At 46.2% G+C, this 11,511-nt stretch carries 14 protein-coding genes; 9 read left to right on the forward strand and 5 right to left on the reverse strand.

What is annotated here, in order from left to right; translation table 11 throughout:
* The first annotated feature begins 301 nt into the window (after window positions 1-301).
* Complete coding sequence (locus GO003_RS00995) at window positions 302-781, forward strand: PepSY domain-containing protein (RefSeq protein WP_159655982.1); 480 nt, start codon at window positions 302-304, stop codon at window positions 779-781.
* A gap of 302 nt (window positions 782-1,083) precedes the next feature.
* Here GO003_RS00995 and GO003_RS01000 read toward each other — a convergent pair whose 3' ends face one another.
* The 4 genes from GO003_RS01000 to GO003_RS01015 form a co-directional block, all read right to left on the reverse strand.
* Window positions 1,084-1,839 (reverse strand): peptidase, encoded by a 756-nt coding sequence (locus tag GO003_RS01000; protein WP_159655980.1) that lies wholly within the window; start codon window positions 1,837-1,839, stop codon window positions 1,084-1,086.
* 197 nt (window positions 1,840-2,036) lie between these two features.
* The gene (locus GO003_RS01005) at window positions 2,037-2,846 is read right to left on the reverse strand and encodes a transglutaminase-like domain-containing protein (protein WP_159655978.1); all 810 of its coding nucleotides are present in this window, start codon (window positions 2,844-2,846) and stop codon (window positions 2,037-2,039) included.
* A 124-nt stretch (window positions 2,847-2,970) separates the two neighbouring features.
* On the reverse strand, window positions 2,971-3,666 hold the full coding sequence (locus GO003_RS01010; protein WP_159655976.1) for a P-loop NTPase family protein: 696 nt from the start codon (window positions 3,664-3,666) through the stop codon (window positions 2,971-2,973).
* 165 nt (window positions 3,667-3,831) lie between these two features.
* Window positions 3,832-4,143 (reverse strand): hypothetical protein, encoded by a 312-nt coding sequence (locus GO003_RS01015; RefSeq protein ID WP_231089238.1) that lies wholly within the window; start codon window positions 4,141-4,143, stop codon window positions 3,832-3,834.
* Here GO003_RS01015 and GO003_RS01020 point away from each other — a divergent pair.
* The 8 genes from GO003_RS01020 to GO003_RS01050 all read left to right on the forward strand — a co-directional run bounded on the left by GO003_RS01020 (window position 4,058) and on the right by GO003_RS01050 (window position 10,507).
* Window positions 4,058-4,456 carry a putative lipoprotein gene (locus GO003_RS01020; RefSeq protein ID WP_231089166.1) on the forward strand — a complete coding sequence of 133 codons (399 nt, stop codon included), beginning with the start codon at window positions 4,058-4,060 and terminating at the stop codon, window positions 4,454-4,456. The two genes, GO003_RS01015 and GO003_RS01020, sit on opposite strands and share 86 nt — an antisense overlap.
* 149 nt (window positions 4,457-4,605) lie before the next feature.
* The gene (locus tag GO003_RS01025) at window positions 4,606-6,510 is read left to right on the forward strand and encodes a hypothetical protein (protein WP_159655972.1); all 1,905 of its coding nucleotides are present in this window, start codon (window positions 4,606-4,608) and stop codon (window positions 6,508-6,510) included.
* A gap of 214 nt (window positions 6,511-6,724) precedes the next feature.
* Window positions 6,725-7,378: a DUF938 domain-containing protein gene (locus GO003_RS01030; RefSeq protein WP_206444661.1), complete on the forward strand. Its 654-nt coding sequence runs from the start codon at window positions 6,725-6,727 to the stop codon at window positions 7,376-7,378.
* A gap of 115 nt (window positions 7,379-7,493) precedes the next feature.
* Entirely contained in the window at window positions 7,494-8,228 is a 735-nt protein-coding gene (locus GO003_RS01035; RefSeq protein WP_159655970.1) for an SDR family NAD(P)-dependent oxidoreductase, read from the forward strand.
* Complete coding sequence (locus tag GO003_RS01040; protein WP_159655968.1) at window positions 8,228-8,839, forward strand: DUF1326 domain-containing protein; 612 nt, start codon at window positions 8,228-8,230, stop codon at window positions 8,837-8,839. The genes GO003_RS01035 and GO003_RS01040 overlap by 1 nt, the downstream gene beginning before the upstream one ends.
* Before the next feature lie 103 nt (window positions 8,840-8,942).
* Entirely contained in the window at window positions 8,943-9,596 is a 654-nt protein-coding gene (locus GO003_RS01045; protein ID WP_231088762.1) for a DUF2182 domain-containing protein, read from the forward strand.
* Window positions 9,597-9,661: 65 nt separating this feature from the next.
* Entirely contained in the window at window positions 9,662-9,847 is a 186-nt protein-coding gene (locus GO003_RS26520; protein WP_407942109.1) for an EAL domain-containing protein, read from the forward strand.
* 207 nt (window positions 9,848-10,054) lie between these two features.
* Window positions 10,055-10,507, forward strand: coding sequence for a hypothetical protein (locus GO003_RS01050; RefSeq protein WP_159655962.1), 453 nt, complete (start codon window positions 10,055-10,057; stop codon window positions 10,505-10,507).
* Between the two features lie 146 nt (window positions 10,508-10,653).
* Here the strand turns inward: GO003_RS01050 and GO003_RS01055 are convergent, their stop codons facing one another.
* Window positions 10,654-11,328, reverse strand: coding sequence for a response regulator (locus GO003_RS01055; RefSeq protein ID WP_159655960.1), 675 nt, complete (start codon window positions 11,326-11,328; stop codon window positions 10,654-10,656).
* Window positions 11,329-11,511 lie beyond the last annotated feature (183 nt).

An 11,511-nucleotide genomic window follows, 5' to 3' on the forward strand; every position in this document is an offset into this window, starting at 1 on the left:
TAATTTTTAGCTTAACAAAGAGCCGTTGATTGACTCAAAATGCCGTTCACCCTGAGATCCCTCCTAGAGTGAGCGGTATTTTTATCATTTACCAGACCGGTAAACGCGTTTTAGAATCGTCTATATTCCGACTCGATTCAGCTCGAACAATCTACATATTAACTGTATAAAAGCTTTCTCATAATCAACAGGTTTATTTACATTGCCTGTCTCTTAGTGCGTATTGCCCCTTATACCTTCTCTCAGAATAACGGGTTACTATTAGCTCCCAACTTCAGCTGTTTTTTTAGAGGAAATTGTTATGAACATCCGATACTGTTTGGCAGGACTGTTAACTTTAATCGCATCCAGCGCCTTAGCCCAGGAAAATAGTCCAATGGACGTGTGCCGCAATGCCGCTAACAAAATCGCTCAAGGTGAAATCACCAAGATCGAACTGGAAAAAGAAAAAGGTATGGAAGTCTATGAAATTGATATTAAGTCAGCTGACGGCAATAAATGGGAAATAAAGTGCGATAAGGCCAGCGGTAAAATCATCGAAACTGAACAGGAATTAACTAGCGCTGATCACCCTGCGTTTACAGCATTAAAAAAAATCGACGAAACACAAGCGCGTAAAATTGCCCTGGAAGCGCATCCCGGCACAATTACCGAAGTGGAATATGAAATTGAAAACGGAATTGCAATCTACGAGTTCGAAATCAAAATGGAGGATGGAAGCGAAATGGAAGTCGAAGTCGATGCCGCTACCGGTAAAATTGTAAAAGCAGAGAAAGATTGAATGTCTTGATGACCTGATATAACTTCCCACTTATTAATTTTATTTAGGGGCGATTCAAATCGCCCCTAAATAAGAATCCGAAAAATTAATGCCGGACAAATTCTGGGCATTAGCCTGATCCGGACTTGCCATCTTTTATTATACCCTTCGTAGATCGAAATTCGGCACCGGGGTGCCCGTCAAAGGACGCCGTAAATTTATCCTTGTAGACTCTATGCCTGCATCCATGCTGGCAAAGCCTTTGCCGAACAACCCGTTGCCTCCTGAGGCACTGCCGAAATTTGAAGTGCGAAAGGTATACTTTACAAATCCACTCTCATTTTTTTTACAGCGACTTTATCCAGGGCGGGTAAACCGGCAATAGCCTCGCGAAGTTTATTTTCCCAGCTTCTTCTGAGTTGCAATAAATAGTCATCGTCATCGTCAAAACAATAATATTCATCCAGTCTGAAGCTGTTTTTACGGTAAATCAGCATTTCAATCGGCGGCCCCACACTGGCATTACTTCGAATGGTAGAATCCATGGACACCAAACAGCATCGGGCGGCTTCGTCTATAGAAGTGCCCAATTTAAGAAATCGATCGAGTATCGGTTTACCGTATTTGCTCTCGCCGATTTGTAAAAAAGGGGTCGTTGCTGAACTGGTGATACTGTTTCCTTCACTATAAATCATATAGGCGCCTTGCGGCTCACTGCCTATCTGACCGGCCAGTATAAAACTCGCAGAGGGGTTAAAAACCGATTGGCCTTTGGCACTTAGATGCTGCTTTTGTTTTTCAACACTGACATAACCCAGATAATCAGCCGCCTCTGATAAACATTCCACAGAATTGATATTAACTTCGGCTTTCTTGATTTTATCCCGGTGCAACTGCTCCAGAACCGCTTGAGTTGTTGCCAGATTACCTGCACACAGTAAAATAATCGTCCTGTCACTGTTGGTATCGAATGCATGCATTTTTCCGTGCGTGCTGACATTATCGATACCGGCATTGGTCCTTGAATCAGAAAGCAAAATAAGTCCTTCGTCTATGGAAGCCGCAATGCAATAAGTCATATATAAAATTCGAAATTAAGCAGAAACAACCGTCAGTTTATCCTAGGTGTTGTTTCTTATCTAGTTACTATCACCTTAACTATTCAGCGAGTCTTATAACAAAGGCGCAGGCTATTGATTTATCGGGCTATCTAAAACACAACCCTACAGCCAAAGCAAACCAAAATGTATTCACGCAGCACCCGGCAGAAACTTTATCAAACCGCAGAGAGATGAGTGTCTAAGGGTTCTACCTTTACAACCATTGCACTCAAAATACAACCCAAACCAAACTGGTGAAACACCGGCACATCCGCCGCATCACGTCCAAACGCAACCACGACTCTCCCTCCGGTCAAATCTGCCTGGGTAGGATCAAAGGTATACCAGCGCCCGCCTACGAAGACCTCAAACCAGGCATGCAAATCCATGGGTTCTAGTCCCTGCAGATAACCCGCCACGAAACGCGCCGGGATACTGATACTGCGGCATAAGGCAATGCCCAGGTGAGCAAGATCACGACAGACACCGAAGCGGCGGCTGTATATTTCCATTGCAGAAAGAGGAATATCACTGGAACCGGGAAGGTACTGTACTGATGATCTAATCCAGTAAACAATTCGACTGACTTGATCGTAGCCCGGAAGCGCATCGGCCACTATATCTCTGGCCAGTTCACCAAAGCGGTCAGACTCGCAATAACGGCTTGGCAACAAAAACGGCAACACTTCATTGGGAAGGTATTGAATTTCGACAAAGCCCAAACCAGGGGCAAAATCGGCCTGCGCATCGGTAATGACTTCAGCCGAACTATGGATAACTAAATTACCTTTGGGAGCGACTAAGCGCTGACAGGAATTGCCATAGCTGTCTGTACTTTCAATAACCGGAACAGAAGGCTTGATGGTATACATTTCGCGCATAATCCATTGATTGATACCCCTGAACGGGCGCAGCATGAATATCAATGCGCTGGCGTCTTCTATCTTGAAACGGAGATTACAACTGACTCTGAGTTTTATGCTCATATTAAATGATGGGCGTAACAAGCAACGCAGCTGACGGCATCGCCACAAAACAATGCCGCCATGTTGTTAAATTCAAATCGGCGAGGTCCCTGCAATGGGATTTAGCCAATTTACATTCAGTTTATTAAATACCAACCGATTGCAGTTCGTTGTAAGCATGTCTTAACCACATTTTGACCCTTTGCCTTTCCAGCAACCCCAAGGCATTAGCGTTCTCGCCATCCTTGTTTTGCGCGGCCCAAAAACTTGAACTGTTGCCGTCAATCTTGGTCATGACCGGCGCGTGCAGCTTTTTCAATGTGATGACTTTTGCATTCAACGCCAATGCACGATCTTTTACACCTGAATGTTCCAAAATAGAAAAATCGTCATCGCGCAATTGATTCTGCACCAGCACATAGTTAAGTTTTGAACCGAATTGATCCAATAATTTGCTGAGGAGCTCGACCGAATCTTTACCGGAATCCATGACGTTCCAGTAACATAAAGCAATGCCCATCTCTTCGGCCAATTCCAGCACGCCGGATTCATCGATCCATCTCGCCAACGGAAAATGGGTTTGAGCGGCAAGATCAACCAACATCCGTGATCCCGGATTTTCCACAGCAGTTTCTATAATGGCATCAAGGCTTTGGTAATCATCAATGACCGTAGGTGATGCATAATCGGTATAAAAGCGCAGCAATGCGCCATGCGAGCGGTCGGTATCGAATCCGACAAACGGAATATCGCTATCGATCATATATTGCGCCAGCAAGCGCGCAACCACAGATTTACCCACACCGCCTTTTTCTCCACCAATGAGATGAATAGTACTCATGTTTTCCCCGTAAAATTAATTCAGATAAGTTGTTGAAGTTAAGAGATAAAGCCGGTTAATTTGAACGGCAGTTAATCGTATCACATTCAAATCAACAAAATCTGACCGATTCGAAATCCGGTTATGTCTATCCAAGCCGAAGCGTTCACTCCGCTTTTCTTTCTTTTAATATGAACTGTTATAATCGCCTTCAATTGAGCCCAAAGGCACGCCAGATTTCGGTTTTATGCAGACACTCACATCATCTTCGCTCAAACAGGGAAGAATTCCAGGTGTCGAAATAAACGCGATGAATCCATTTTTTTTGATCAGCCAGGAGAAAATCATGCATTTATGTTCGCACCGTTCCCTTTCAAAAGGAATAAACCTAGCGCTTGTCTGTTTGCCACTCATGCTTGGTGCATGCTCATTTTCAACAAGCTCGGAGAGCTCATCAGACAGCTCCGGCAGTATTTCGGATTCGGCAAGTTCGGTCATCAGCAGTCCTTCATCAGCATCGAATAAGGAAAAGAGATATCAAAAAGATGTGGCTGACTACACCATGGCCTACGTCAAATCATCCGATCCTGATGCTGATTACAACAGCTATCTAAAAGGTATTAGCGACATAGCCGAGAAAATCGGCATTGCCAACTGGGATCAAAATCCTAAAACCTATATCGCCATCGGCAAAGGCCTCAAAAAAGCCGGAGTAGAGGGTATTGCCTACGAAACCTACAAAAAGAATTTTGCTCATTACAGCCAAGAAAACATGGGCCACATTCAAGACGGTTACGACTCAGAAAAATAAACGGCATCTCAACAAGTCGATAGACTTTACCGTAGGAGCGGGCCATGCCCGCGAACTAAGGCGGTTCAATCTCGGACATGGGCCCGCTCCTACAAACTACGCTTAACAGCACTCATTCCAGCTGATAGTGCAAAGCCAGGAACCGGAACATGAAAATCATCATTTCTTTTACGATTTTTGTGTTCGGGTGTTTGCTATCAGCAACCACTTCAGCGGCCACTTTCAACTATTTGTATATAGAAGCAAACGAAGGCAATTCCAGCGGCGGCCACAGCGCCATTCAATTTGGCGAATACATTTACCATTATCAATACATCGACCCGGGTCTGATTCGTTTATTCAGACAAGACCCAAACGATTTTCATTTTTCCTACCGCTATTTGCAGAACCGCCCCATTCATCTCAGCGAGATTGAAGTTTCTGAAGTGACATTCAATGCGCTGAACGATTATTTTCAGTGGCAGTATTTAGAACAGGAACAACATTACAGACATCTGGAAGCCGTCAATAAAGAGTATCAATTGATTCAGCAGCTATTAGATGAGCCGGAAGGTGATTCAGCGCTGCGCATAAAAGGCGCTGGTTTATTTTACCCAAGCAGTCACACGAATCGCCAAAGTCCAGACGCCGATTTGGCCGTCAGGCAATCCGGCACGATCGATCAGCTGCGACATACAATCGAACAAAACCATGGCCGGGATTTTTTGCTTCGGACGCGTCTTGCCCTTGAAGCAGAGATAAAAGCATTAAAACCGCTTGACTGGTCGGCCGCTTATCCAATACCTATAGAGACCAAACGCCTTGCCCCCCCCTATTCTTTTACCGATCACACTATCGATGCGTTAAGCGGATTGTTCGCCATCAAAATCTTGCAGGAAGCCCGGCCGTTGCAACCTGACGCGTTCTTCATGCTGGACCCGCAAACCCAGCCATTGACTGACGCCGAAAAAAAGTCGCTGCTCGTCTTGCGCAAGCACCTGGAAGCCGCCCTGTTGCGATCATTAAACTCGGGACGTCCGGATTGGGGCTATGCAACAATGATCAATACGGCCCGCTATATCGCCGTTGATATGTCTTTGCAACGGGGCCAATGGATTTTTATCGATGGCTTTAGCGAAACAGCCGAATGGATAGAGCCTGCAGAATTTATCAACGATCCGCACCAGTTGCAGCAGCTGATTGACGAGGCAAAAATCAGGTTGGACAACTTCCGGTCAACGCTGATTCAATCCGATGCCGCTTCTGAAAGCGAATACAGTGAACTGGAGTTTGCAGCCAATCGATACGCTGAATTAGTGAAGGGGCTGCAGCCAATGCCCCTAAGATTTTACGGACAAAAGGCTCTGCCCAGTTTAGGCATCGATTTACCAAAAGACCCCAGACCCGATTTGTCCAGACAACAACTGAGGGCGGCCTTAGCAGAACTGGATATTTATCGAGATCATTTAATGGACCAGTTAAAACAGCATTACCACTACGATCTGATCACCCGCAATTGCGTCACTGAAATTTTCCGCAGCATCGATAGTGCGTTGTTACAAAAAGACCCGCAGCCCCTTAGCGCCAACGATGAGGTCGAGCATATCAAGGCAATCGCCAAAAACCGCCTGGGTGGTTATGTCACACCCGTTTATAACTTTATACCGTTTGTATCTTACCAATCAGTGCTTGATCAATACCGCATCAGCCGCAGCGAAACCCTGCCGTCTTACCGGCACCAGGAAATGAACAAACGTTATGAAAGCGGACAGCAACTGCTTACCCGCCTGCAAGAATCGAATGTTCTCAGCAGCACGTTGTATCGCTATAACCCGGATGATGCCTTATTTGTTTTTTTTACCGACGACAACATCCCGCTCAGACCCTTGTTTGGTGCGATCAATACCACAGCAGGCCTGGGGCAAGGCTTACTCGGCTTGTTGAGTTGGCCGTTTGATTCGGGAAAAAATTTAAAATCAGGCACAACAGGCGTTCTAATGAGCCTGCCCGAATTGGTCTTTTTCAATATGCGCAAGGGCAGTTACCCCTATTTACCGTACACGAAACTTCAGTAAGCCCTCATTTCCTCCCTGGAAAAGTGAAGTTAATTTTCATTTTTTGAAATCATATTTCACTTGGCTTTTTACTCATAACCTTAACCCATTGATATTTATTGATATTAATAAACTTATTTATTGGCCTGTTGCTTGCTATCTATGTGCCTAGACAAGCAGCATGTATCTGTTTTGTCTCATAACTATAAAGCCAATACCAATTGAGGAGACACTGATGAGCACCGATAAACCACCTTTAAACCCGCACCCGTTAAGTGAATATGTTGCCTGGGCCGGCAACCGCAACCGTGAACCCATTCTTGGCGTATTGAAAGAAAAACTGCCCAAGGAATCAGGACGCGTATTGGAAATGGCCAGCGGCAGCGGCATGCATATCAATTATTTTGCCCCGCACTTCGATCACTTGCACTTCCATCCCTCCGATAGAGACGTTGAAGTCTTCGACAACATCAAAAATCTGACCGACCAACACGGCAACGACAATATTGCCGATCCCGTCCATCTGGATCTGACCGATCCTGAAACCTGGTTTAATCCGGGTGAAAAAAACTCTTTTGACGCCATTTTTTGTATCAATATTTTTCAGGTTGCGCCCATTTCCATTGCTGACGGCATGATGGAATGTGCTTCTCACCTGTTGAGTGATAAGGGCGTTTTATTGATTTACGGCCCGTTCAAAATGGAAGGCGGATTCACCACCGATTCAAACGAAGAATTCCATAAGACCTTGGCGTCCTATGAAGTGCCCGAGTGGGGATTGAAAGATGTGGCCGATTTGAAAAAAGCGGCCGCTAATCACGGCATGGAATTAAAAGAAATCATTGATATGCCTGCCAATAATTTTTCACTTATTTTCGGCCTCAAATAAACCCCAAGGAAAGCCTCATGTACCTGCTTCTCAATAAAACGTCAGCTGCCAGCCGAAACAAACTTCCTATTCCCGGCCTGCCCCGCCTCTTAACTCAAACCTAACGAGATAACTGATGACATCGACAAAAGCAGCTTTGGTTTTGGGCGTAGGGCCTGAACAGGGTTTAGGCGCAGCGCTGGCAAGGCGTTTTGCAGAAGAGGGGTTACATGTTTTCATTGCCGGCCGCAGCGCTTCCAAATTGGCTGCCGTTGCCGCCGGCATTAATGAAGCAGGAGGCGTAGCAACGCCCATCGTTGCGGATGCTTCGGTTGAGACGGATAGTGTCAATCTGTTTAAAACCATAGGCCAAAGCCATTGTGAACTGGAAATTGCCGCTTATAACGTTGACAGTAATATCCCTGCGCCGCTGCTGGAAACCGATGCGGCACTGTTTACTTTACTGTGGCAGCAAAATGCGCTTGGCGCTTTCTTGTTTGGAAAAGAGGCGATCACACACATGCTGACCCGGCAACGGGGAACGTTGATTTTTACCGGCGCCACCGCCTCATTGCGCGCAAAACCGCCCTTCACGGCATTCGCCGCTGCCAAGGCCGGTCTGCGGGCGCTTGCGCAAGGCATGGCCAGAGAATTCGGTCCGCAGGGTATCCATGTAATTCATGCCGTCATTGATGGCGTCATCGACGGCGACAGGGCTCGCGCTCAATTTCCCCAGTTTGTAAGTGCAAAAGGTCAGGACGGCTTATTACAACCTGATGCGATTGCCGATACTTATTGGCAGCTACATAAACAACACCCAAGTGCGTGGACGCACGAAATAGATCTGCGTCCATTCAAGGAGATATTTTAATGAACAACAGCTACCCTGATTGGCGACTGGAAGGTCACTATTTTGAAACGTGTAATTGTGAAGTGGCCTGTCCCTGTCTATGGTTACAGCCTCCCACTGAAGGTAATTGTAAATTGCTGGCAGCCTGGCATATCGATAAAGGCCATTTGGAAGACGTAGGCCTTGATAACTTGAGCGTGGCTTTGGCATGTTATGCACCCGGCACCATGATTGAAGGTAATTGGGGCGCGGCATTGTATATTGATGAATTGGCCGACACGGCGCAAACCGAAGCGATTATTCAGATTTTCAGCGGTCGGGCAGGAGGCCACTTAAGTGTTCTGATGGGCTTCGTCAGTGAAGTCTGGGGCATAAAATCGGTATCCATGGACTATCAGCACTCCTGCGATATCCACCGGCTTATAATACCGGGTATAGCTGAAGCTGAAATTCAGAGCATCCAGGGCATAGCCGGTGGTAACGCGACCATACATAACCCGCCCTTGTGCGTGGTGCCCAGTCATGCCTCGGTAGTCTCCAAATCCAACTATTTTCGCTACCAGGATAATGATCAAGCGTGGAATTTTTCCCAGCGCAACGGATTTCACTCCCCTTTTATTTATCAGCCTTGATTAATTATTCGTGCCGATCAAATCACTAACAGGTGTTTTCGCTCTTGTTTGTGCCGCATGGGGCTATTTGTTCTATCACGCCTGGCAAATGAGCCAAATTCCTATGTCAGAAATGTGGATGCCGCCCGCATCCTTATCGCTCTGGCCGCTAACCGGTTTTATCTGGGTGTACAGCATGTGGGCGGTCATGATGGCGGCGATGATGCTTCCAACTGCATTACCGATGATCAGGGCATTTTCCCGCTACGCCAAAAGTCAGCAGTTATCAAACGGCCCCCTTACCCTATGGTTTATCAGTGGTTATTTAACGGTATGGTTTGGCTTCAGCCTGGTAATGACCGGTTTGCAATGGTTGTTTCACGGCATGGCCTGGTTGTCGCCGATGATGGAAAATCGCCATCCTTTACTGGCTGCCGCAATTTTAATTGCCGCCGGCCTTTACCAATTCTCGCCAGTAAAGAACGCCTGTCTGCAACATTGCCGCACCCCTTTTGGATTTTTGATCAATGAATGGCGTCCCGGTCAATCCGGTGCCGTTCAACTGGGCATAATACACGGCATTAACTGCCTCGGTTGTTGCTGGGTGCAAATGCTGCTTATGTTCGTTGTCGGTGTCATGAACCTGTGGGGCATGATTTTTATCACCTTGCTGGTGATTGTTGAAAAATGGCTGCCCGGCAAAACAAAAATCATCAGCCGCTTTATCGGTATTTTCTTTCTGGCATGGGCAGCTTACTGCCTGAAAATATACTGGTAAAACCGTTCTTCACGGTTTGAAGACATCACCTTTGCCGGTATCCTTACTTTTTCTGAAGCACCGAGCTGGGCGCCAAGATTACTTTGGACGACTTTGGCGCTGGATATTCGTTGCTGACCCACATGCGCCATTTACCTGCCGACACCATTAAAATTAACTACAGATTCGGGCGTAACATGCTGACCACTGCCAGTGATGATGCATTATCAATGGCGTTATTGCACTGTCTCATGCGTTCATGCGGCAAGTAATCACCGAGAGCGTGGGAACAGTCGAGCATGATTTACACTTGGTAGCACTGGATTGCCAGCTCACGCAAGACTTTGCTATCGCTGCTCCCATGCCGCCTGAGTCCATAATCAACTGGATAGCGAATTACCGGGCTTCTCCAATGGCAAGACTTTAACCCCGGCAAAATTTAGTTTATCGTATACCGACTGTTTTCAGGGGGGATAAACATGAAACCACTATCATTCAAGAAATTGCTGCTGACAGCAGTACTGATCTCCGCTTCATTATTTTCATCAGTTACAACGGCCATTGAGGTCAATAATTTAGATGATTTCAAGGCCATTTTCGGACGCTACGCACCTTCCGGTGACTGCAAAAAACAACCCCAGATCGTTGTGGACAGCACAGGATTTACCTTCGAAGTTAACGGAAAATCAGAGCAAGCGACCCATCCGGAATACGCCGCTAGCTATGGCGGGAATTTTTACGAAGGCATAAGCCTTTGGTTTTTCCCCTATTACGATCCGAATAAAGACAGACCGCTACTACTGACCTTCAACGCGGGAGATAAACAAGGTGTGTTGTCGGTTGATACAGAATTTAACTATCCTGGCGGACCTAAACTGGAAGCCAAATACCAGGCCTTGGTCGACGGCTCGCCTTATAAAGTATGTCAATAAAGGGAAACCGTATCTGCTCCCTCTCCCATTTTATTGGGTGTAGGTGCTTGATTTCATAGGACGCATGAATCCCTGTTGCAGAAGCTTTTTCAATCAAGCACCTACACCCTCAATTCCAAGCGAGCGAGTAGTTACAGAAAACTGTTTTATCCACCGGCACCGCTTTCCAGCATATATCCCAGGCCACGAACAGTGCGTATATTGGCGTCATAGGGCTTAATTCGCTTACGCAACCGGTGGATATAAACCTCGATGGCATTATCGCCCAACTCTTCTTCGCCGGTTGACAAGCGTTGTGCGATTTTATCCTTGCTCACCACCCGGCCCACTTGCAACATGAGTACTTCAAGCACACCGAATTCACGCGGAAACAAAATCAAAGGCTGTCCATCTGCCAGCACCAGATGATCAAGCGTGTCCAATGCTAACCGGCCGACCTCGATATCTTTATTGAAATTGCCATAACTGCGGCGAATCAAGGCATGAATCCGGGATTCCAGTTCTCGAAGATCAAACGGCTTGACCATATAATCGTCCGCTCCCCGTTCTAATCCTTCTATTTTGTCGTTGATCGCATCTCTGGCTGTCAAAATCATCACGGGAATGTTGATTTTGCGCACACGCAGCTTCCACAAAATCTCAGTTCCATCCATATCGGGCAAGCCGAGATCCAGGATAATCAGGTCAAAATCTTGTGCCAGCAAGAGACCTTCTGCGTAATTACCGGTCATCGCACAGGTGACAACATAACCGGACAAGCTCAAGGTGTAGTTTAAGCCGTCTGACAGAACCGGGTCATCTTCTACAAGTAAAATTTTCATCTTAAAATTTTTTGGTGTAGTGAATTATTATCCTGACCCAGTCACTTTTGACTTGCTCCCCAGCCAGGAATCAAAAAATTTTCACCCTTTTCAATAATCCTAAATCATTGAAAAAATTAAAAATACGGAGGCTTCCCTACAATCATTAGTATTGACCCCTCATTAAAATCAAGTGGGGATTTT

Source organism: Methylicorpusculum oleiharenae (genome assembly GCF_009828925.2).
GTDB classification, from domain to species: Bacteria; Pseudomonadota; Gammaproteobacteria; order Methylococcales; family Methylomonadaceae; genus Methylicorpusculum; species Methylicorpusculum oleiharenae.

Coding starts and splice junctions, on each gene's coding strand:
- GO003_RS01000 (WP_159655980.1), bottom strand. CDS start 1,839: ATGACTTATTGCATTGCGGCTTCCATAGACGAAGGACTTATTTTGCTT.
- GO003_RS01010 (WP_159655976.1), bottom strand. CDS start 3,666: ATGAGTACTATTCATCTCATTGGTGGAGAAAAAGGCGGTGTGGGTAAA.
- GO003_RS00995 (WP_159655982.1), top strand. CDS start 302: ATGAACATCCGATACTGTTTGGCAGGACTGTTAACTTTAATCGCATCC.
- GO003_RS01015 (WP_231089238.1), bottom strand. CDS start 4,143: ATGACCGAACTTGCCGAATCCGAAATACTGCCGGAGCTGTCTGATGAG.
- GO003_RS01005 (WP_159655978.1), bottom strand. CDS start 2,846: ATGAGCATAAAACTCAGAGTCAGTTGTAATCTCCGTTTCAAGATAGAA.
- GO003_RS01040 (WP_159655968.1), top strand. CDS start 8,228: ATGAACAACAGCTACCCTGATTGGCGACTGGAAGGTCACTATTTTGAA.
- GO003_RS01030 (WP_206444661.1), top strand. CDS start 6,725: ATGAGCACCGATAAACCACCTTTAAACCCGCACCCGTTAAGTGAATAT.
- GO003_RS01025 (WP_159655972.1), top strand. CDS start 4,606: ATGAAAATCATCATTTCTTTTACGATTTTTGTGTTCGGGTGTTTGCTA.
- GO003_RS01045 (WP_231088762.1), top strand. CDS start 8,943: ATGTCAGAAATGTGGATGCCGCCCGCATCCTTATCGCTCTGGCCGCTA.
- GO003_RS01050 (WP_159655962.1), top strand. CDS start 10,055: ATGAAACCACTATCATTCAAGAAATTGCTGCTGACAGCAGTACTGATC.
- GO003_RS01055 (WP_159655960.1), bottom strand. CDS start 11,328: ATGAAAATTTTACTTGTAGAAGATGACCCGGTTCTGTCAGACGGCTTA.
- GO003_RS01035 (WP_159655970.1), top strand. CDS start 7,494: ATGACATCGACAAAAGCAGCTTTGGTTTTGGGCGTAGGGCCTGAACAG.
- GO003_RS01020 (WP_231089166.1), top strand. CDS start 4,058: ATGCTTGGTGCATGCTCATTTTCAACAAGCTCGGAGAGCTCATCAGAC.